The 20764-nt window shown below is 43.6% G+C and carries 18 protein-coding genes; 9 read left to right on the top strand and 9 right to left on the bottom strand.

Features of this window, described 5'->3' with window-relative positions; translation table 11 throughout:
• The first annotated feature begins 156 nt into the window (after positions 1 to 156).
• The 4 genes from LAJ61_RS07455 to LAJ61_RS07440 all read left to right on the top strand — a co-directional run bounded on the left by LAJ61_RS07455 (position 157) and on the right by LAJ61_RS07440 (position 5886).
• A complete protein-coding gene (locus tag LAJ61_RS07455) occupies positions 157 to 573 on the top strand; it encodes a hypothetical protein (RefSeq protein WP_204156509.1) in 417 nt (138 codons plus the stop codon).
• Between the two features lie 114 nt (positions 574 to 687).
• Positions 688 to 3642 (top strand): excinuclease ABC subunit UvrA, encoded by a 2955-nt coding sequence (uvrA, locus tag LAJ61_RS07450; RefSeq protein ID WP_224053414.1) that lies wholly within the window; start codon positions 688 to 690, stop codon positions 3640 to 3642.
• Positions 3643 to 3857: 215 nt separating this feature from the next.
• A complete protein-coding gene (locus LAJ61_RS07445; RefSeq protein ID WP_224053413.1) occupies positions 3858 to 4391 on the top strand; it encodes a chalcone isomerase family protein in 534 nt (177 codons plus the stop codon).
• Positions 4392 to 4785: 394 nt separating this feature from the next.
• On the top strand, positions 4786 to 5886 hold the full coding sequence (locus tag LAJ61_RS07440; protein ID WP_224053412.1) for a potassium channel family protein: 1101 nt from the start codon (positions 4786 to 4788) through the stop codon (positions 5884 to 5886).
• A gap of 71 nt (positions 5887 to 5957) precedes the next feature.
• On the opposite strand, the gene LAJ61_RS07435 is transcribed toward LAJ61_RS07440, so the two are convergent.
• Positions 5958 to 7547 carry an isocitrate lyase gene (locus LAJ61_RS07435; protein ID WP_224053411.1) on the bottom strand — a complete coding sequence of 530 codons (1590 nt, stop codon included), beginning with the start codon at positions 7545 to 7547 and terminating at the stop codon, positions 5958 to 5960.
• 452 nt (positions 7548 to 7999) lie between these two features.
• On the opposite strand from LAJ61_RS07435, the gene LAJ61_RS07430 reads away from it, so the two are divergent.
• Entirely contained in the window at positions 8000 to 9037 is a 1038-nt protein-coding gene (locus LAJ61_RS07430) for a LysR family transcriptional regulator (RefSeq protein ID WP_007116083.1), read from the top strand.
• 35 nt (positions 9038 to 9072) lie between these two features.
• Here LAJ61_RS07430 and LAJ61_RS07425 read toward each other — a convergent pair whose 3' ends face one another.
• Together LAJ61_RS07425 and nhaA are read right to left on the bottom strand one after the other, a co-directional pair.
• Positions 9073 to 9477 (bottom strand): tellurite resistance TerB family protein, encoded by a 405-nt coding sequence (locus tag LAJ61_RS07425; protein WP_224053410.1) that lies wholly within the window; start codon positions 9475 to 9477, stop codon positions 9073 to 9075.
• Between the two features lie 113 nt (positions 9478 to 9590).
• Entirely contained in the window at positions 9591 to 10808 is a 1218-nt protein-coding gene (nhaA, locus tag LAJ61_RS07420) for a Na+/H+ antiporter NhaA (RefSeq protein ID WP_409034999.1), read from the bottom strand.
• A gap of 347 nt (positions 10809 to 11155) precedes the next feature.
• On the opposite strand from nhaA, the gene LAJ61_RS07415 reads away from it, so the two are divergent.
• On the top strand, positions 11156 to 12613 hold the full coding sequence (locus LAJ61_RS07415; RefSeq protein WP_224053408.1) for a C13 family peptidase: 1458 nt from the start codon (positions 11156 to 11158) through the stop codon (positions 12611 to 12613).
• Between the two features lie 208 nt (positions 12614 to 12821).
• Here LAJ61_RS07415 and rpmG read toward each other — a convergent pair whose 3' ends face one another.
• The 4 genes from rpmG to LAJ61_RS11165 form a co-directional block, all read right to left on the bottom strand.
• On the bottom strand, positions 12822 to 12977 hold the full coding sequence (rpmG, locus tag LAJ61_RS07410) for a 50S ribosomal protein L33 (RefSeq protein WP_007116087.1): 156 nt from the start codon (positions 12975 to 12977) through the stop codon (positions 12822 to 12824).
• A 35-nt stretch (positions 12978 to 13012) separates the two neighbouring features.
• On the bottom strand, positions 13013 to 13249 hold the full coding sequence (gene rpmB, locus LAJ61_RS07405; protein ID WP_007116088.1) for a 50S ribosomal protein L28: 237 nt from the start codon (positions 13247 to 13249) through the stop codon (positions 13013 to 13015).
• Between the two features lie 301 nt (positions 13250 to 13550).
• A complete protein-coding gene (gene bioD / locus LAJ61_RS07400; RefSeq protein WP_224053407.1) occupies positions 13551 to 14252 on the bottom strand; it encodes a dethiobiotin synthase in 702 nt (233 codons plus the stop codon).
• On the bottom strand, positions 14252 to 14374 hold the full coding sequence (locus tag LAJ61_RS11165) for a hypothetical protein (protein ID WP_257621660.1): 123 nt from the start codon (positions 14372 to 14374) through the stop codon (positions 14252 to 14254). Before LAJ61_RS11165 ends, bioD begins: the two co-directional genes overlap by 1 nt.
• 134 nt (positions 14375 to 14508) lie before the next feature.
• Between LAJ61_RS11165 and LAJ61_RS07395 the strand changes: the two genes are divergently transcribed.
• A complete protein-coding gene (locus LAJ61_RS07395) occupies positions 14509 to 15465 on the top strand; it encodes a ketopantoate reductase family protein (protein WP_224053406.1) in 957 nt (318 codons plus the stop codon).
• Between the two features lie 129 nt (positions 15466 to 15594).
• Here LAJ61_RS07395 and LAJ61_RS07390 read toward each other — a convergent pair whose 3' ends face one another.
• Both LAJ61_RS07390 and LAJ61_RS07385 read right to left on the bottom strand, forming a co-directional pair.
• On the bottom strand, positions 15595 to 16233 hold the full coding sequence (locus tag LAJ61_RS07390) for a glutathione S-transferase family protein (RefSeq protein WP_224053405.1): 639 nt from the start codon (positions 16231 to 16233) through the stop codon (positions 15595 to 15597).
• 155 nt (positions 16234 to 16388) lie between these two features.
• On the bottom strand, positions 16389 to 18365 hold the full coding sequence (locus LAJ61_RS07385) for an oleate hydratase (protein ID WP_224053404.1): 1977 nt from the start codon (positions 18363 to 18365) through the stop codon (positions 16389 to 16391).
• A 456-nt stretch (positions 18366 to 18821) separates the two neighbouring features.
• Between LAJ61_RS07385 and LAJ61_RS07380 the strand changes: the two genes are divergently transcribed.
• Both LAJ61_RS07380 and LAJ61_RS07375 read left to right on the top strand, forming a co-directional pair.
• The gene (locus tag LAJ61_RS07380) at positions 18822 to 19118 is read left to right on the top strand and encodes a Trp family transcriptional regulator (RefSeq protein ID WP_224053403.1); all 297 of its coding nucleotides are present in this window, start codon (positions 18822 to 18824) and stop codon (positions 19116 to 19118) included.
• A gap of 220 nt (positions 19119 to 19338) precedes the next feature.
• The gene (locus tag LAJ61_RS07375) at positions 19339 to 20751 is read left to right on the top strand and encodes an anthranilate synthase component I family protein (RefSeq protein WP_409034960.1); all 1413 of its coding nucleotides are present in this window, start codon (positions 19339 to 19341) and stop codon (positions 20749 to 20751) included.
• Positions 20752 to 20764 lie beyond the last annotated feature (13 nt).

Genomic DNA, 20764 nt, shown 5'->3' with positions numbered 1-20764 from the left:
CAATCCAGTATAGCAAGGTTTAACGGTTTTATAAAAAAGAAAAAATCGCGTGATTAATAGTTGCCACAAACTATCAAATTCACAATTTTCCTAATACACTGCAAATAAGATATATTTATTGAACAGTCCATTTATAAAACAATAAGCTTGAATTTTATGTTTGAAGAATTTTCAGAATACCTTACCGTTAATATCAAAAACGAAAATTTTTGGTATGATTATGCCTGTAGCGAAGCCAATAACATGTTGCTAAGTTTTAATAAGCAAGATTGGGATAAATTAACTGAGTTTCTTCCCAGTCAAAATGTAGATTGGCAAAAAATTTGCTTTGAATTGGTCGCCAATGATACAGATTGGTTTGCCAAAAAATTTGTTATCGATTTTTTGTGTTACGATAACTTTCTTCTGCAATACTTTGCACTTGACACATTAAATGAGCATTTATTCAGCAACTTTTTGAGCAATAATGAAAAATATTTATTTAGAAATATTTTAAGCGACTTAAACTTTCCGCAAAATGAATTAGGCGTTCAGTATCTTTTAGCGTCCGTTTTAAACAAACTAAACAAGTAAAAGCTTATAGACAAACTTACCCATTAGTCTTGAAACCCCTACCCAATTCCCCCATTAAAAACCCATCTTTTTACCCAAATTTCCCACTCAAAAACACACAATAAGAAGCTCAATATGGCACAGCACGACGCAATCAAAATCCGTGGCGCACGCACCCACAATCTCAAAAATATCGACATCGACATCCCCCGCGACAAACTCGTCGTCATCACAGGTTTATCAGGCTCGGGCAAGTCTAGCCTAGCCTTTGACACCCTATACGCCGAAGGACAACGCCGCTACGTCGAGAGCTTATCGGCTTACGCTCGCCAGTTTTTATCACAAATGGAAAAGCCCGAAGTCGATAGCATCGAAGGGCTGTCACCTGCCATCGCCATTGAGCAAAAATCCACCAACCATAACCCCCGCTCCACGGTGGGTACGATTACCGAGATTTATGACTATTTGCGTCTGCTGTACGCCCGTGTCGGCACGCCCATGTGCCCAGAACACCATCTGCCGATGGTCGCGCAAACCGTCACCGAAATGGTCGATACCGTCATGGCATTGCCCGAAGACACCAAGTTAATGATTCTCGCACGCGTCGTCGATGACCGCAAAGGCGAGCATATCCAGTTGATGGAACAGCTGAAAGGGCAAGGCTTTGTGCGGCTGCGGGTCGATGGCGAGATTTATGACATTGACGATGTGCCACCGCTTGCCAAAACTTTTAAACACACCATTGATGTGGTGGTTGACCGCTTCAAAGTGCGGGATGACTTGGGGAATCGGGTTGCCGAAAGTTTGGAGACCGCCTTACGACTCGGTAGCGACATTGCCATCTTGCATGACATGGACGCTGAGTTTGAGGATAAAATTTTGTCCGCCAAACATAGCTGCCCTGTCTGCGATCGCTCGGTTGCTGAGCTTGAACCAAAATTGTTTAGTTTTAACAACCCTTATGGCGCGTGCCCCGTGTGTGATGGCTTGGGCAAACGCCAATATTTTGCTGCCGAAAAAATCATCGGGCATCCTGAAAAATCGCTTAACCAAGGGGCGATTCAAGGCTGGGATAAGCGCCATGCCTACTATTTTGGCTTGCTGACCACCGTTGCCGACCATTACGGCATTGATATGGAAGCGCCTTGGCAACAACTGGATAAAAAGCACAAAGATGTCATTTTACACGGCTCTGGTAAAGACAAAATGACTTTTAACTTTGTCGATGAACGGGGTCGCAAATCCACCAAAACCGTGCCATTTGAAGGGGTGTTGCCGTATATGGAGCGCCGTTACCGCACCACGCAAAGCAACATCGTGCGAGATGAGCTTGCCAAATACCTTGCCGATGCTACCTGCGATGCCTGTCACGGCTCACGCTTAAACGAAATCGCTCGCCATGTCGAAGTCAGCGACCGTACCGTTGCCGAAATGGTCAAGCTATCGATTGGCGAAGCGATGGCGTATTATGAGCAATTAAAACTCGATGGCGCAAAAGGCGAAATCGCCGCCAAAATCATCAAAGAAATCCGTGAGCGCTTGGAATTTTTGGTGAGTGTGGGCTTGGATTATCTCACCCTTGCCCGCTCTGCCGAAACCCTGTCGGGCGGTGAAGCTCAGCGCATACGCCTTGCTAGCCAAATCGGGGCGGGCTTGATGGGCGTGATGTATGTACTCGATGAGCCATCAATCGGCTTGCACCAACGTGACAATGACCGACTGCTGCAAACGTTGACTCGGCTCAGAGATTTGGGCAATACCGTGATTGTCGTCGAGCATGACGAAGATGCCATTCGTCTAGCCGACCATATCATCGATGTGGGCGTGGGCGCTGGTGTACATGGTGGCAGTATCATTGCAGAAGGGACGGCAAAAGACATTGCCAAAAATCCCGAATCATTGACGGGGCAATATTTATCGGGCAAAAAGAAAATCGCAGTGCCAACCGTGCGTCACCGAGCCAAACTCGCCAATGACGATAAATATGAAAAAATGCAAGACTCCGCCATTCCCTTAACCAAAAACCAAGCGAAAAAAGCGGAAAGCGAGAAGAAAGAAAAAGCCAAAAAAGGTAAAGTCGAAGCCAAACCCTTGATGCTGACTTTAACAGGGGCAAAAGGTAACAACCTTAAAAACGTGACCTTAAACTTGCCGATTGGTGTATTTACTGCCATCACAGGCGTGTCGGGTTCAGGTAAATCGACCTTAATCAACCGCACCTTATTGCCACTAGCGACCACGCAGCTCAATAACGCTACCACCCATGTTGCCGAAGAGTTTGACAGTATCACTGGGCTAGAACATTTAGATAAAGTCGTCGATATCGACCAAAGCCCGATTGGGCGTACCCCACGCTCCAATCCTGCGACTTACACGGGGGTATTTAGTCCGATTCGTGATCTATTCGCCCAAGTACCGGAGTCCAAAGCTCGTGGCTATCAAGCAGGACGCTTTAGCTTCAACGTAAAAGGCGGGCGCTGTGAAACCTGCCAAGGCGATGGCTTGATTAAGGTTGAGATGCACTTTTTGCCTGATATGTATGTGCCTTGCGATGCCTGTCAAGGCAAACGCTACAACCGTGAAACCCTTGAAATCAACTACAAGGGCAAAAATATCAATGACGTGCTCAATATGACGGTGGAAGATGCAGCGGAATTTTTTGAGGCGATTCCGGCAATTTACCGCCGTTTGCACGCCTTACAAGAAGTCGGCTTGGGTTATATTCGTTTGGGTCAGTCTGCGCCAACCTTGTCGGGTGGTGAGGCGCAACGGGTGAAACTTGCCAAAGAGCTGTCCAAACGTGATACCGGTCAGACCTTGTATGTGCTCGATGAGCCGACGACAGGTTTGCATTTCCATGATATCGCCAAGCTCCTAGACATCTTGCATACGCTACGTGACCGAGGCAATACAGTGGTGGTGATTGAGCATAATCTCGATGTGATTAAGACAGCCGACTGGATTGTCGATTTGGGTCCTGAAGGCGGTTCGGGCGGTGGTGAGATTATCGCTGAGGGCACGCCAGAAGAGGTAGCGCAAAACGCGCGCTCACACACAGGGCGATTCTTAAAACCGATGTTGCAAGCCTAAGTTTGTTACAAGTATAAGTCTGTTACAGGCATAAGGTTAGCGGTGAGGGTTAGTACGTTGTCGTCTAACCCTTTTTTAACCAATCATCGCTCTATGACTTGATATTCATTGATAATACTTTACATTTCGCCCCAATATTCACACAATGAAGCGAGATAAGGATACTACGATATTATCCAAGGAAAAAACCGTTATAGAACGATAAGGATGCTAGGATGATTTTATTTAAAGGAAAAACCAACGATCTTGAAACCCTATTTCCCCCTACCCTAAAACTAGATGGTCAAATCTGTGTGCGAAATGGTATTAGCGCTCGCAGTAAATTTATGATTGGTATCTATGATATTGCCCTATATTTGGGTGAAATGACTGAAGATGCCGAAACAGCCATTACTTCACGCTATGCCAAGCAATTGCGCATGGTGTCTCGCCGCAATATCAAAGGCTCGTTACTGGAAAATGCCTTCAAAGACGGCATCAGAGCGAATAGTAGCGAAGAAGAATATCAAAAAATTGCCTCAGTGATTGATGACGTGTTTGGTGAGTTGTTCAAAACCAATACCATTAAAGAAGGGGCAATGTTTACGATTGAGTTTTCGCCAGAGCATGGCGTTCGCTTAAATTATGATGAGGTTGGCGATCTTCCTTATATCAAACAAGAAGGCTTTGACCAAGCTATTCTTCGTGCTTGGCTAGGCGATAATCCCATATCACTTGAGATGAAAAAGGATTTGCTGGGTCAGCACTAATGTTACACTGCCTATTTTTACACTTCCCATATTTTTAGACTTCCCATCAAGCATGGGAAGTGAATCTAGCTAGTTGATAGTACCAGTCACTTTTTTGCTAGGTTTACTACGGTTGTATTTATTGCAACCCTATTTTAAAGATGAATAGCGACATTATTGATATGTTTGGCACCATTCATCACGATAACTCAGTATTCATTCCTTACCTGTCTAGCTTTCTTTGATTCGATAACAAGTAAGTTGGCTTTTTTCATTTTTATCCCAATTTTTTATCCCAATAGCGGCAAGTTTTTTGGTTTGAGCCCTTTATCCTGTCGTCCATCAGGGGTTACTACAATACTATGTTTCTTTTTGAATGGGTATGCTAGTCTAAAGCAAAAAAATTAGGCAGCTTATGAAACCACTTGCGCAAAAGCCCACTAAACCAATCCTATCAACCCGTAACACCCCACAAACCTTTACCCTCAATAAGCTTGCCAAACCTATCGTGCGCGATGATATTTTTTCGTTGCCGCCTGCTGTGTATGGCACTATCTATTTGACGCTGATTCCGCTATTTGGCTTTTTGTATAGTACCTTGCCAAATATGCAGTTTAACCATGACGACGTGGGATTTTTGGAAGCCATGTATTTTAGTACCATCACGGTGACCACCACTGGGTTTGGCGATATCACCCCAACCAATACCTTTACACGGGCGTTTGTGATGATTGAAGCCACCATTGGGGTGGTGTCCGCAGGTTTGTTTTTAAATGCGATTACCTATCAGCGTGAAGAAAACATGAGCAATCTGATGGACGCCTATGAAACAAGAAAAGAAATCTCTTATGCCTTTGCGCGCCTGCACAGTCATGATAGTTTGATTACGCTTAACATGAATACTTATCTAAACCGCGTTAATCAACTGTTGGGCATAGAATCAGAGCAAACCCCAGTGGCGCAATCTGACCGTGAGGGTCGCGCTAATTTAACTAGCTCGCCTGATTTGCCCAGTACCCCTGACGCCAAAGTCCCCCAGCAGCTTATTGGTATTCATGAGCCTATTCCCGAAACGCTAGCATTCACTAATTTACAGCATTTATTTAATGCCTCGGCGCGCTTGACCGATGACCCGCGTAAGCCGTTGATTTGGTACTATTATCAAGCTTTGGATGAATTGGTCAATAGTATTGAGAATTTGGTGCGTGAAACCGAAACTTATCGCTGGGCAGATTTGGAGTCGATTTGTATTCAATATTTAAGTGACATCAAATCCTATGACTCTAGCAGCTATATTTTGGCAGAGCCGAATTTTGAAAAGCAGCTTGCGGATATCCAAGCCCAGCGCCAGCAAGACATGTTACTTATCAGTGAATATCCAAGTGATAAAGACGTTGAGCTGTCGAACGAAAATAGCTTAAACCCGTATATTATTTTGTTTATGGGTATTCAAACCACCATTGATTTTATCAAAAAATTCCAACTTCGCTATCAAGAAATTATGCAGACCATTTAATTTTATCCGCTCATAAAAAAACACCTCACATGCCGTGAGGTGTTTTTTTTACTCAATCAATCTATGATGAATTAGTGACCAAATTGGTTGGCAGTGTTTTTGGCGCCGCCCGCTTTAAGTGCCATTTCACCTGAGAAGATTTCTTTGTGATCATCACCGATGTCAGAACCTGCCATGGCTTGGTGCTTAACCGCAGCAACGCCTTCGCGAAGTTCTTTACGTTGTACTTCTTCAACGTAAGCTAGCATACCTTTATCACCGAAGTAACCTTTTGCCAACTGGTGCGTACTTAATGCCGCAGTGTGGAAAGTAGGTAGAGTGATCAAGTGGTGGAATACACAGGCTTCACGTGACGCATCAGCTTGGAAGGTACGCGCTAGTTCATCAGCCGCGGTATTCAACTCAGTGTTGTCGTAGTCAGCAGACATTAAGTTTGCTTTGTCATAAGCTGAGATGTCTTTGCCTTCTTTTTCCCATTTTGCGATGACTTGTTTACGGAAGTTAAGCGTCCAGTTGAATGATGGGCTGTTGTTGTAAACAAGTTTAGCATCTGGCACTTGTGCAGTGATACGGTCAGTCATTGATTTGATGTGCGCGACGTCTGGTGTTGGTGTTTCAATCCATAGTAGATCAGCACCGTTTTCAAGGGCAGTCACACAGTCAAGTACCACGCGGTCAATGTTGGTGCCTTCGCGGAATGAGTACAAGCCGTTTGGCATACGAGTTGGGCGAACCAATTTGCCATCACGTTTTAATAGAACATCGTACTCGCTTGCATTTTCTAAAGTTACTTCTTCAACTTCTAAGAAGTCTAAGTATTGTGAAGCAAGGTCGCCTGGCTCACGTGACACAGGAAGTTTTTGCGTTAATGATGCACCTTCAGAGTCAGTACGGGCAACGATGATACCGTTGTCAATGCCAAGCTCTAAGAACGCATAACGAATCGCGTTGAGTTTTGAGATGAAGTCTTCGTGTGGTACGGTAACTTTACCATCTTGGTGACCACATTGTTTAGCATCTGATACTTGGTTTTCAACTTGGATAGCACAAGCACCTGCTTGGATCATTTGTTTGGTGAGCAAGTAAGTCGCTTCTTCGTTACCAAAACCTGCATCGATGTCAGCGATAATTGGCACAACGTGTGATTCAAAGTTGTTGATTTTGTCTAAGATGGCTTTAGTATCTTGACCTGCTTCTTGCGCCGCATTTAATTCACGGAAGTAATCGTTTAATACTTTTTCGTCCGCTTGACGTAAGAAAGTGTAGATTTCTTCGATTAATTTTGGCACAGCGGTTTTTTCGTGCATAGACTGGTCAGGTAGTGGACCGAATTCTGAACGAAGCGCAGCAACCATCCAACCTGAAAGGTAGATATATTTACGTTCAGTAGTACCGAAGTATTTTTTTACTGCATACATGGTTTGTTGACCGATAAAGCCATGCCATGCACCAAGAGACTGGGTGTATTTTGATTTGTCAGCATCATAAGCTGCCATATCACGACGCATGATGTCGGCAGTGTATTGAGCGATTTCTAAACCTGTTTTAAAACGGTTTTGGGTAACCAAACGCGCAGCATCATTTTCGCTGATGTTTTTCCAGTTACCATATTTGGCTTTTAGTTCGCGGATATGGTCAATCGCTGAAACGTAAGTTGACATAGCAGTCTCCTGTTGAGGACGGTGGGATAAAAAAACTTAGGATGATTGTTGTATTGTGATAATGGCAAAAGTCTTAAGTAAGCCAATATTTAGCGAGCGTTAAACACCGAAAATATAAATAATCTTTAAGACACAAACTAAATATCCAAAATAGTCTAACAATTTTTTTAACAAAATACGTGATATTTCTTACAGTGATATTAAATAGTCTGTTAAAATTAAGAATTCTATTTTGGCACTAATAAAGCTTTAAGTTGGCTTAAATAATGGAATGAATGCACTATACCCTTTAATTCATAATTTAGCTATTTAATGATTCGTATCTTTAGTATTTATTTAAAATATAGTATAATACAATCAATAACTTAAATTTTATTGCTAGGTTTTAGCTCTGTTAAAACTAGCGGTTTTAGCCTTTTTTTCTTAACTTTTAACTAGACAAACAGTAATTTATGGATTTACAACGTGTGGATTTGAACCTTTTGGTGCATCTTGATGTGTTACTTCGAGAAAAAAACGTCACCAGAGCCTCTGAGCAACTCGGCATTACCCAGCCAGCCATGAGTAATATTTTACGTCGTTTGCGTAAGTTGTTTAATGATCCCTTGTTGATTCGCTCATCTGAAGGCATGACGCCGACGGAGCGGGCGCTTGAATTACAGCCGCGCGTACGCGAATTGTTAGCGGATTTAACCCAGTTATTAGAGCCACGTACTGAGTTTCGTCCTTATACCTCAAGTCGTGTGTTTCGGATTATGACGTCAGATTATGCCGAAGCGACGCTGGTGCCTAGGTTGGTCAAAGCGCTGCGCAGTGAAGCCCCAAACGTGATTTTGGACTTTTTGACGCCCTCGGATGTGTCGTATCGAGATATGGAGCAAGGGCGTGTTGATTTGGCGATTAATCGTTTTAACGAGGTACCGCAAAGCTTTCACCAAGTGTTGATTTGGCGTGATACTTTTAGTTGTTTGTTGTCGGCTGACAGCCCGTATGTCAATCGCTTTAACCTAAAAAATTATCTTAAAGCTCAGCACGTTTGGGTCTCTAAAACAGGCATGGGTGTGGGTTTTGGCGTCAATCCCGAAAAATCTGGTGGACTTGGCTCGATTGATGCGGCGTTACAACGCCTCGGTCAGAAACGTCAAATCAGTGTCTTTACCCGTCATTATCAGATGCCTGCGATGCTCACCGCCAATAAAGATTTAATTGCTACACTCCCGACTCGGGTGGCGCGTATGCAGGCAAATAATGATGATATCGTGATTAAAGAGCCGCCATTTTTTATTCCAGAGTTTGAATTGACGATGGCGTGGTCGCCACTATTACAGCATCACCCTGCGCATCGTTGGTTACGTCAGTTGATTCAGCATGTGTCGCGACAAATCATCGCCGAAGAGCGCATCAAGTATCCACTACAAACCGCGATTCAAGACGGTTCGCTGCATACCCAGCCCATTGATTTGGTTGAGATTGATCCTGATCGTCAATGATTGAGGGTCAGACAAGCTGCTTATCTAGCACTGGTCTAGGACTGGCAAATTTTATCCACCCACAGCTCATACGGATATTTTCCTAAATGTCCGTAACGTCCTTTTTCAGTCACCCGCCCTTCAATGCAGACAGGTAAATTAATCGACACGCCCGTTTGACCTTGCGCTTTTGCATACTCGGCTAACAGGTTGTTTGGGTCAAATACATGGTATTTGGTGGTACCGTCATTAAATTCAGATTGCTCTAAGCTTTGGGTAAATGTGCCTTTTAGGGTCAGCGTTTTTTTGGGTACACTATCAATGCTTTCTTTGATATCGCTTAACTTACCATTTTGCAGCGATTGGTACGCCACGCCGGCGCAACTTGCCAATAGACCAATTATTGCCACACCACCGCCCAACCATGCGGCTTTTTTACCCTTTATCTTATTAGTTGTCATGGTGTTTTCCTTATTCCTGATCACAAAATTATTGGTATAAAAAAATGATAGCAATATTCGTTGCTATCATTTGTAGATTTTATTTATCGTTACAATGCCCTTGGGTGAATAGTTTAGCGAATATAGGTATGGTCCTCAGGATTACTCACCTGCTGTGTCAGCGCTTGGGTTGGTAAGACTTTCTTGAGGTAAAAATACCCCAACATACCTGCCAATAATGACCCTAAAATAATGCCGAGTCGTTCGTCAAACGGTTTGACTTCAAGCCCCGCAAAGGCAAGCCCGCCAATAAACAAACTCATAGTAAAGCCAATACCACATAAAATCGCCACGCCAAATACTTGTCGCCAATCAACATTGGTAGGCAAGCTGGCTAACCCAAGCTTGACGCCAAGCCAACTAAATAACATCACCCCAATCGGCTTGCCCAGCAGCAGCCCTAGGGCAATGCCGAGCGGTACCGTATGCAGCAGCGAGGATATCCCCGTACCACCGAGATAAATGCCCGCGTTGGCAAACGCAAAAATCGGTAAAATAATAAAGCTGACTGTGTCTTGCAAATCATGTTCAACCGATTCGAGGGGTGAATGCTCAGGGTGCTTGTTGTCTGTCATTGGGATGAATAGCGCAAGCAGCACACCGGCAAGCGTCGCATGTAGCCCCGACTTTAACATCGCCGCCCATAGCAAAACGCCAATCATTATATAAGCGGTGGTACGGGTCACGTTAAAGCGATTCATGAGCCACAATATCACCAAACATACCCCAACCCAAGCCAGTGCCGCCATGGACAGACCCGATGAGTAAAATAACGCAATAATGATAATCGCACCAATATCATCAAAAATAGCAATCGATGCCAAGAATACTTTGAGCGCGGCGGGCACGCGATTGCCCAGTAAAGTCAGCACTCCTAAGGCAAACGCAATATCTGTCGCGGCAGGAATCGCCCAACCTTTCATTAAATCTGCGTGCTGATAATTGAATGCGGCATAAAAAATTGCCGGTACCATCATACCACCGACCGCAGCAATTGCAGGCAAGACGACTTTTTTGACGTCTGATAGCTCACCCACTAGCATTTCCCGCTTGAGCTCAAGCCCCACTAAAAAGAAAAACACCACCATCAAGCCATCGTTGATCCAGTGTAATAAATGATGATCGATACTAAAAGAGCCGATTTTTATCGAAATAGGCAGATGCAAAAAATGCTCGTATATGTCACTCATCGGAGAGTTTGCTACCAGCATCGCCAACACAGCGGCAAACGCCAACACGATACCCGCCGCCATATCGTGTGCCAAAAATTTTTTAAATTGGTTAAATACTATCATCCGTCTAAAACTCTTTTTAATACCACTTTTTATTTATGAAACATACCACACTTAAACCAAGTAAAATAGCCTAAAATACCATCATAGCACATATTTTATTATATCATACAATCTATTTTTATGATAAATAATTTCATAATTTTAGGTTAATAGAAAATTTTATTCATTTATTAGCAGTTTTAGATAAATTAATTTTTTAGGCGTATGTTTTGCTGACGTTGATAGTTAAGATTCTAAACACGAATGATTGATAAAGTTGTTAACACCCCATCGCTATTTTGTATTATCATTTTATGGCTACTCTCCTACCGATTTAGAATCAGCCTTTCAACAGTGTGGATATTTTGCCAACTTCTCTTACCGATCTTGATTTAACCCCGCTCAAACGTTTCTCTCATAACGTCATCGCCAATATCCGTGCCACGGGTCACATGCTAATAGGTTCAAAACGCGCGTTTTATTGGGTCAAGCCCACCGTATGGCAGTTTTTGTTGTTTGGATTGACGGCACTGGCGAGTAATTTGCTGTTTTCGTGGCTCGTTGCTGAAGATGCCACCCATTTTAATCCACAAGGGCTGATTAGTTATTTGGTGTGGCCGATGGTGATGTTGGTGGCGGGATTGATTCTTGCCAAACGGCATTTTAATGCCATGCTAATTTTTGTGCCGGCGATTTTGTGGCTGTGTGCTGATACTTTCATGATGCTAGTGCAAAGCTTGATTCAGTTTATATCAGACTTGGGCTGGCTACCTGAATGGACGTTTGATACGATTGGTATTGTGTTCGTATTAGCGTTTGTCTGGCAGTCATTATCGCTGCTGTGGATTTTTGGCAATCAATTACGCTGGTCATGGATTGAGCGTGTCCTGATTATGCTGGGTGCGTTTGCCGTACTCAGTGTGTGGCAAAAAAACGTGCAATCTGAGCCGATTTTTCAATCTGACCCCGTCGCACCCGTGGTCACTGAAGCGGCATTTTATGCCCAGCCTGAGCTTCTGGCTGATATGCTAAATAACGTGCAGCCGCAACGCCCGACTATACATGATTGGTACTTTATGGGTGTCGCAGGTCATGGCGAGCAAGACGTATTCCGTTCGGAAATTGAGCTGACCAAAGATTACTTTGACCATCAATTTGGCACAGCAGGACGCTCGGTGGAACTCATTAACAACGCCAATACCCTCTCTGCGCTACCGATTGCCAGTAAAACCAGTATTGAACGCGCTTTGCAAAGTATCGCCAAAAAAATGGATGTCAATGAAGACGTGCTATTTTTGACCTTAACCTCGCATGGGGGTGACAAGGTGATTGAGATGTCGAACCCACCGCTAGCGCTCGATAATGTCGATGCCAAATGGCTACGCCAATCATTGGATAAATCTGGCATTAAATGGCGCGTCATTGTGGTATCAGCCTGTTATTCTGGCTCATTTATCAATGATTTAAAATCGCCGTACACCCTAGTCATTACTGCCTCAGCGGCGAATAAATCATCGTTTGGCTGTTCTAATGAAGCCGAATATACTTACTTTGGACAAGCATTTTTTGCTGAAAGCTTACCCAAGCTTCGCCGTTTTCAACCTGCGTTTGAAGCCGCCAGCAAACGCATTGCTGAACGGGAAAAAATGATGGGCTTTGAGCCGTCTGAGCCGCAATTGGTGATGGGTGAGGCTATTAAAGCGATATTGCCAGAGTTTGAAAACAGTCTGAAACCCTTACCTGCGGTTGTCATATCCCCATCGACTGCCGCCAGTGCTACTAGCGATGCCCATAGCTTAAGTAGCCACCAACTGCACAAGTAACATAAACTGTTTTGGCTGTTTTGGCTGTTTTGGCTACCAAGACGCCTTGTAATTCGTCTTACCATCCATCATGGTAGCGATTGGGAGCAACTGATATTTTCTGCCAATTTTTTAGCGATTTTATAATTTTTGCACATAAAAAAAGTGGGTTAACCTAAGTTACCCACTTTTTTATCAAATAGCGCGTCAAATAGACTGTGTCAGTCAATTATTTGATTTTAGCTTCTTTGAATACAACATGTTGACGTACCACTGGATCAAATTTTTTGATTTCCATTTTGTTTGGCATAGTACGTTTGTTTTTGGTCGTGGTGTAAAAATAACCCGTACCTGCAGTTGAAACTAATTTGATTTTATCACGCATCGCAATTGCTCCCTAAGAATATGAAAAGGCAAAAATTAGATTTTTTCGCCACGAGCACGCATATCAGTTAAAACTTGGTCAATACCAACTTTATCAATGATACGCATACCTTTGGTAGTCAAGCGAAGCTTAACAAAGCGGTTTTCGCTCTCTACCCAAAAACGATGGGTGTGTAGATTTGGTAGAAAACGACGGCGGGTTTTGTTGTTTGCGTGAGAAACATTGTTACCTACCGCTGGGCGTTTTCCAGTCACTTGGCATACTCGAGACATGGCTTACTCCTAATCGGTGTGCATGAGGGCTGCTCATGCCTGTCACAACTGATACTCGCACATCTCGCATATCATTGAAGCTAAAAAAAGCTAGGGTTTCAACGATTCTAATGTTGAGTATCTCAGTTTGAATCAATAATTAATCTTTTGGCGGCGTACTTAAAATTAGCTACTCACGGCTAGTAACTTGACTTGCGTCAATCAAAACCATTTTAAGCAAGCGTCAAAAAATCGCTAGTAAATTTAAAGCCGCTATTTATACCATAACTTATGCCAAAATGCAATGTGATTGGATAAAAATTTAATGGGTTAAAACGCCTTGTTTGACCATCAAGGGTGGCTTGTTTTGATACCCAGGATACTTGCGTAAAATTTGCTGACTTAACCAGTCAATTTGCGCATCGACAAACGGCGTGTCTGTCTGTAATTGGTTAAAAACAACCAAAGCGACTTTCAGCCCTGATTGCCAAATTGCTTGTAGGGTTAGCATGGCATGATTAAGGCTACCAAGCTTGATACCGACGACCAAGATGACAGGGTATTTGAGCGCGGCTGCCACATCAGCAAGCGTTTCTTGCTCGTTAATAGGCGTAAACCAGCCGCCTGCCCCTTCAACCAAAATCACATCGGCAGGATAAGCTGCGATGGGCTTATGGATGGTATCGACTAATTGGGTGTTGGTGAGTGTCACGTTATCAAGCTGCGCGGCGATATGTGGTGAGCAAGGTGTCGCTAGCTGGATAGGCGCAATGGCAGAAAGCGGCGGTTTGACATTGGCAAATTGATTGATGCGCCTTGCATCATCGCTATAGGTTTGCCCGTTGTCATCGGTTTCTAGACCTGCAGTGACTGGCTTGATGGCATATACACTTTTGCCTTGCTGAGCTATATTCTTGACCAATTGCGCAGTGGTGGTGGTTTTACCGATTTCGGTGTCGGTACCTGTGACAAAATACGCGCCGTTTAGTACAGATGCAGCATCGTTAACATTGGATAGATTCATTATTTCTTACTTGCTTTATGGTTAATGATTTGGGTGGTTTTTTGAGCTGATTGGGTAATTTTTTCAATTTTTTGCTCAAATGCTGGCATGAGTTCTTGCAAAGTTTGTTGCTGATTTTTCATAAGCAGCCCATAAACAACCCATAAGCACAGCCATTTTTAATAATTTCATTGTGTTTCCTTTTTTAAAATACGAGCAAAAATCTGCTAAACTTTATCATAACTCTAATCAATGTCGCAAAATAACAGGAAAAAAGATGAACGATTCACCGATTATTGCCATTGTTGGATTTGGCGCATTAGGGGCGTTATTTGCCAGTCTATTAGCCCCAAATATGCCTTTTGAGAACCTGCGTATCGTCGCTGATAGTGACCGTGTCAACCGCTACCAACAGCAAAGTTTATTGGTGAATGGCGAGCCATTACAACTCAACTATGTCACACCCAACGCCATCACCACGCCCGCCGATTTGGTGATGGTGTGTACCAAATTTTATCAGTTAAACGAGGTGTTACCGCTCATCAAAAGTCAACTTGGCGACAATACGCTGATTGTTTCTGCCCTCAACGGTATCGCCAGCGAAAAAGTGTTGGCAAACGCCTTTGGTGACGAGCGCATTGTGTACTGTGTGGCGCAGCAAATGGACGCCATGAAAAATGAGCCGCATGAAAAAAATGGGCAAAATGGTAGCCAACTGATTTATCGCGATCATGGACAATTGGTCATTGGCACGATGACAACTGATAGCGCTGAACGTGCACGCGTGCGACAAGTCGATGCCCTCTTTAATCTAGTGAATTTTCCGCATTCAGTGAGCGATGATATGCCGCGCCAGCTGTGGGGCAAGTTGATGTTAAATACCGGCGTCAATCAAACCGTGGCATTGTATCAAGGCACCTTTGATACCGTGCAACAAGCGGGTGAAGCGCGCGACATGTTCAAAGCCGCCATGCGTGAAGTAATGACAGTGGCACACGCTGAAGGCGTAACTTTGACCGAGGAAGATTTCAAAAAATGGCTGGCGATTATGGATGCGCTAGATCCCAAAGGCATGCCCTCGATGCGACAGGATTTAAAAGCAGGGCGATGCTGTGAGCTTGATTTGTTTGCAGGGACGATTCGCGAATTGGGTGATAAGCATGGCATTGACACCCCGGTCAATGACACCCTATATCATGGCATTAGTGCATTAATGGCTAATAATCAGTCGTGATCACAACCCTAGCGCTATTGAAAAAAGCGCTGCAAAAAACGCTGCATAGAAGCGCTGAATAAAAGCAATGAATAACCACTACAAATAAAAAAAGGGCATATACCTTACCCTTTTTTATCTCAACAACCGTTATTTTTTACCAAAACGCTCACTCATTTGCGCATAAAAACGTGCCACATGGTCACCCACCACACTGGCATCTTTTGGATTAAACTTCATCACTCGCCCAAAATCCAAGCCAACATACAACACGATATCAGCGAAGGTGAGTCGATCACCGAGCAAGTATTTATGACTCGATAATAGCTTGTCAAAGTATGGCAATGCTTTTTTAACGCGGTTGATGCTCTCTTCTGCCATACCAGGCACTTGGTTGCCCACCGAGGCGCGAGATGGATGTCCATGCTGGAAAGCCAACATCATGTTATATAGCACGTGAAACTCCGCATTGCGTGACATGGCGGTGATTTTGGCGCGCTGTATAGGGTCTGAGCCCATCACTTGCTTACCATTGCCTGCGAGTCGACTATCAAGGTATTCACAAATGGCGTGTGAATCATTGAGCACAGTGCCATCATCAAGCACTAATACAGGCAACAGCCCCAGTGGATTGACCGCCAAAAACTCCGGTGAGTTTTGCTCATTTTTGCCAATATCCACGTTGATGACTTGTAAATTATGAATATCATTGATATCAAGTTCTTTGACTTTTAACAATAAGTCGACCTTGCGGGGGTTTGGCGGGGAATTCATGGTATATAGTTTCATCACTTGTTCCTTATGATGTGTGAGTTTACCTTTAATATACTTGAAACCACCGATTTACGAAATAGGGTTTTTAGGCGCAAAGGAAATTTTGCTGATAAAAAATCCCCCTATCGGCAGGAGGATTTTTCGGCTTGATGACAAATGTTTATCAAAGCTTATTTTTTATCCTGCGCTTTTTGCTCATCTTTATGGCCTTCTTTATGCCAAAAGGCTTTGACTACTTCAAATTGCTCGGCAAGCGTCTGCATCAAGGAGCTGTCTTTGTGCGCTTTTTTGGCGACGGGTGGCAAGATATGCTCATAATAGGTATTGGCGAGCACTCGGCGCAGTATGCCCTCCCCGATAAAGCCTTGGTCATCGTTGAGTGTACTGGCAGAGCGGAGTATGTTGCGAATATCGTATTGGGTTGGCACGATATCAGGCACTTGCTTATTGCTATCTGTGAGGGTGTACACCGCGACCCGCGCCGAGCGTACCGAAGTTTCAACGGTGAACACCACATCATTGTTGGTTTCAACAAATTGACCGATGAGACCTAAATTGGTGCAGCCTTCGGGTACAATTTGTGGACGGTCACCTTTGGCACGTGGCATAAACATCGAAGTAATATACGGCATATAGGCGGTGTTGGCGATGGTGTTGGCTAAAATATCATCTTTTTGCTCAAGCAAATCTAGGTGGTATAGCAGCTCCGTCACAATTTCATGCCCGGTACATTCTGGCATGGTTTTTGGCACATAGTTGCCTTTTTTGTCCATCAATAGCCCATACACCCATATCACCACCACGTCTTTAGGTTGGTCAGGGAATTGCGGTTGGCGGTTAATAGTAAAACTCATAAGCCAGTTGGAATCGGTGATAGTAACAATACCGCCTGTGACTGTTTTGCCTGATAGTGGCGGATTGACACAGTATTTTTCGCTGATTTTGCGTAAAAGCGCCGAGTCTTTGCAGGTTAATGTTGCTGACATCCAGGCAGATTTGGGTACATGACGGTTAAATTTTTCTGGACGACCAAATACAGCGGATTGTTTGGCAAGGTCATTCCACAGTACCCAACCTTTCGTTTTTCCCATGTTATCATCAGTTAGACGGACATCAGGCGCAGTGTCACTGGTGCCATAGCGCGTATCTTCCGTCATTGACCCTGTGGTAATAATCACAAAATCATTGTCCCGTACAGGGATATGGACTTGTTGACCTTGTTGGGTAGTTGTCAGCCCTTTAACGACTTTTTTGTCGCCTTGCTGCTCAAAATCAACCGCGGTCACTAACGTGTCACTTTGTAGTTTAACGCCTTTATTGAGTAAAAATTTTTGCGCAGGTACCACAAAGCTGTCATATTGGTTGTATTTGGCAAATAACAGGGTCGACATATCTTTGATGCCATCTAAGGCTTCCAAAAACCGGTGCATGTAAAGTTTGCACTCAAGTAAGCTGTGCCAGTTTTCAAAAGCAAACATACTACGCCATAGCGTCCAAAAATTACTGTCCAAAAAACTTTGGCTAAAGTAATCTTCAATGGTGAGATCATCGAGTTCGTCTTGATTTTTTAGTAATAAGCGGACGATGGCAAGTTGATCGGCTTTGTTGAGATTAAACTTGTGGAAATCTTTGATTTCGCCTTTGTTATGAATCAACCGTGCTTTAGAATAGTTGGGGTCATTGTCATTGATCAGGCGGTATTCATCAAGCACTGAATAAGGCTCTGGTAATTCTAGCGCAGGTATATCTTGGAACATATCCCAAAAATTCTCATAGGTGGTAATCATCTCACGACCGCCGCGCATGATATACCCGTCTTTGGCATTACCAGCGCCATCAAGCGAGCCGCCTTGCACCGCTAGTTCTTCTAAAAAGGTAATATTCTCGCCTGGGATATGGGCATCTCGGATAAAATAATACGCGGCTGCTAAACCGCCAATACCGCCGCCGACGATATAGACTTTACTGTCTTTAAAACGTCCGGTATCAAAGCCGATATTACGCTGATAGTTACCACGGGCGTCACTAAACGGCATCGAATTACCAGGTTGGTTGGATTGATAATCCGCCCGCTGTGGTTGGTGCTCGACCTTTTTAAAAACCATATTTTTCAAAAAATCACTGTTGTTCTTAGCGTTGGTTGTCATAATGAAGTGCCCTATTTTGAATAAGATTAGTATTGAATAACATTAGCGTTAGCTAACTCTTTAAACCGCGCTGCTACCTTTTGACATTGATCTTAACTGCCCATTCTTAATTGCCCATTAAGACTGCTACACAATAACTAAAGACAACGGCGCGGTTATAAAATTATGATTGATAGTCATTGTTCATAATTAATAAACTCAGTTAGATTTTTAACTAAGCAATTTTATTATAACCATATTGTATGACCTCGCTAAAGCGACTTTGTGTCGACTAAGCTTTGATTAAATATTCAGTTATTTGCGCTTTTGTAATCAAAAGTAACCAGTTATCGCACCTCTTTAGTTTTCTAAAGGGATAAAAATCGATTGAGTTCACTTGCTAAACTTCGCAAAATGTATCACTATACTAGAACATTGAAATGCGTTACTTGTCATCTTTTACTTAAAAAAACTACTATGCCACACACTTCGCCATCATCCCTACCCGCCTATGATTATTTGGTTGAGCTATTGAGCCAAACCAATGATAGTGACTTTATCCGCGAAATTTTGGCAGCGCTACTGACTGAAAAAGAACAAAAAGAAATCGCCAATCGCATCCAGATTTTTGCCTTGTTTCAGCAAGCGCTACCACAACGCGAAATCGCGGAGCGCTTGGGGGTGGGCATTGCGACCGTATCACGGGGCGCAAAAGCGTATGGTCAACACGATATCAACCAATTATTGCCAAATCTGAGTCATTTAACCCAATAAGTCTTTGATAATGGGTTCAAGCGTAAATAAGCCCATCACAGTATCATACTTTGGGGTGATTAGAAGAGTGACGAAAATCAGTGAGAAAATAACTGGCATGCCATAAAAGAGTTGCAAGCAGGGGTTAATCTGATTACAATGTATCATCATACTAGAACACTGAAACATTGATTAAAATTTAAGATACGGTAAATTTAGCATACTATAAATTTAAGACACCATGATGACTACTCACGCCGAACCGCCCAAAATCGCCCTTGCCAGCAAACCAAGCCTGATTAAACTTGCACAAGACATTGATTTTTTTGAACTCTTTAAACGCATCGAAGCCAAATACGCTACCTGTTTTTTACTGGAATCGTTGGGCGAAGAAAGCTATATTTCACGTCATCATGCCATCGGCTTTGACCCTGCGATGACGGTGTTGGCAAAAGACCGCCATACCTTAACTATCATCAACAATCGCACGGGGGAAAGCACGGATTATACCTGTGACAATCCTTACCAACTACTGCGCGAAATCACCCCACAGCATGTGATTTCACGTAGCCATACCGGCGGATTGGTCGGTTTTTTGGGATTTGATAGTGTCAATTTTTTTGAGCCGACCCTTAATATTCAAACCAGTGATGATTTCGAGCCGTTCAAATTCGGGGTCTACTTAGATGGGTTAAGCCTTGATAAGATGACCGGTGAAATTTTTTATTATTATTACGATACCGACCACCAAAGCAATCGTATTGACGAAATCAAGTCATTATTGACTGCTATTTCGCCTGACTATACCCAGCCAATTGCTGAACATTTAGGCGATGGGATGAACCGCGAGCAACATGCGGCAGCGGTGATGAAAGTCAAAGAAGACATTAAAGCTGGGCTGATTTTTCAGTGTGAAGTGGGTTTCAAGTCGCATTATCGCATCCAAGGCGATAGCATGCCAATTTATAGTAAACTGCGCGAAGTCAACCCGTCACCGCATATGTACTATGTCAAATTTGGCGCCCAAAAAATCATCGGCGCATCCCCTGAGTTGTTGTTCCGATTGCGCAATGGTGAGATGGAAACCTTCCCACTGGCAGGCACCACCAAACGCGGCAAGGATGAGACCGAAGATCGCCAATTAGCACGCGCCTTGCTCAATGACCCCAAAGAAATCGCCGAACATAATATGTTGGTGGACTTACATCGTAATGATATCGGGCGGGTGGCACGCTTTGGGACGGTAAAAGTGCGTAACTTAATGGATATCAAGCGCTTTTCACATGTCCAGCATATCTCCAGTGAAATCGTCGGTATTCTTGACCCTAATCATGATATGTTCACCGCGCTTGCCAGTAATTTTCCCGCAGGCACGCTATCGGGCGCACCCAAAATTGAAGCGATGAAAATTATAAATACGCTAGAACCCGATGGTCGCGGCGCTTACGGTGGCGCACTCGGTCAGTTTTGTTTTAATGGGGATTGTATTTTTGCTATCCCGATTCGCTCGCTGTTTATCAATGGCGAAAAAGCGTATGCGCAAACTTGCGGCGGCAATGTATATGACTCCAATCCTGAAGACGAATATGAAGAAATCCAGCGTAAATTGTCTGCGATGAAAGTTGTACTGTCCAATTTTGCGCCAGTGCAGTAAAGTCTGCTCCATC

Source organism: Faucicola osloensis, assembly GCF_020041925.1.
Classification (GTDB): Bacteria; Pseudomonadota; Gammaproteobacteria; order Pseudomonadales; family Moraxellaceae; genus Faucicola; species Faucicola osloensis_D.
Note: the sequence above shows the minus strand (reverse complement) of the source record. Positions and strands in the feature narration are given on the sequence as shown.

Coding starts and splice junctions, on each gene's coding strand:
- LAJ61_RS07455 (WP_204156509.1), top strand. CDS start 157: ATGTTTGAAGAATTTTCAGAATACCTTACCGTTAATATCAAAAACGAA.
- uvrA (WP_224053414.1), top strand. CDS start 688: ATGGCACAGCACGACGCAATCAAAATCCGTGGCGCACGCACCCACAAT.
- LAJ61_RS07445 (WP_224053413.1), top strand. CDS start 3,858: ATGATTTTATTTAAAGGAAAAACCAACGATCTTGAAACCCTATTTCCC.
- LAJ61_RS07440 (WP_224053412.1), top strand. CDS start 4,786: ATGAAACCACTTGCGCAAAAGCCCACTAAACCAATCCTATCAACCCGT.
- LAJ61_RS07435 (WP_224053411.1), bottom strand. CDS start 7,547: ATGTCAACTTACGTTTCAGCGATTGACCATATCCGCGAACTAAAAGCC.
- LAJ61_RS07430 (WP_007116083.1), top strand. CDS start 8,000: ATGGATTTACAACGTGTGGATTTGAACCTTTTGGTGCATCTTGATGTG.
- LAJ61_RS07425 (WP_224053410.1), bottom strand. CDS start 9,477: ATGACAACTAATAAGATAAAGGGTAAAAAAGCCGCATGGTTGGGCGGT.
- rpmG (WP_007116087.1), bottom strand. CDS start 12,977: ATGCGTGATAAAATCAAATTAGTTTCAACTGCAGGTACGGGTTATTTT.
- rpmB (WP_007116088.1), bottom strand. CDS start 13,249: ATGTCTCGAGTATGCCAAGTGACTGGAAAACGCCCAGCGGTAGGTAAC.
- bioD (WP_224053407.1), bottom strand. CDS start 14,252: ATGAATCTATCCAATGTTAACGATGCTGCATCTGTACTAAACGGCGCG.
- LAJ61_RS11165 (WP_257621660.1), bottom strand. CDS start 14,374: ATGAAAAATCAGCAACAAACTTTGCAAGAACTCATGCCAGCATTTGAG.
- LAJ61_RS07395 (WP_224053406.1), top strand. CDS start 14,509: ATGAACGATTCACCGATTATTGCCATTGTTGGATTTGGCGCATTAGGG.
- LAJ61_RS07390 (WP_224053405.1), bottom strand. CDS start 16,233: ATGAAACTATATACCATGAATTCCCCGCCAAACCCCCGCAAGGTCGAC.
- LAJ61_RS07385 (WP_224053404.1), bottom strand. CDS start 18,365: ATGACAACCAACGCTAAGAACAACAGTGATTTTTTGAAAAATATGGTT.
- LAJ61_RS07380 (WP_224053403.1), top strand. CDS start 18,822: ATGCCACACACTTCGCCATCATCCCTACCCGCCTATGATTATTTGGTT.
- LAJ61_RS07375 (WP_409034960.1), top strand. CDS start 19,339: ATGATGACTACTCACGCCGAACCGCCCAAAATCGCCCTTGCCAGCAAA.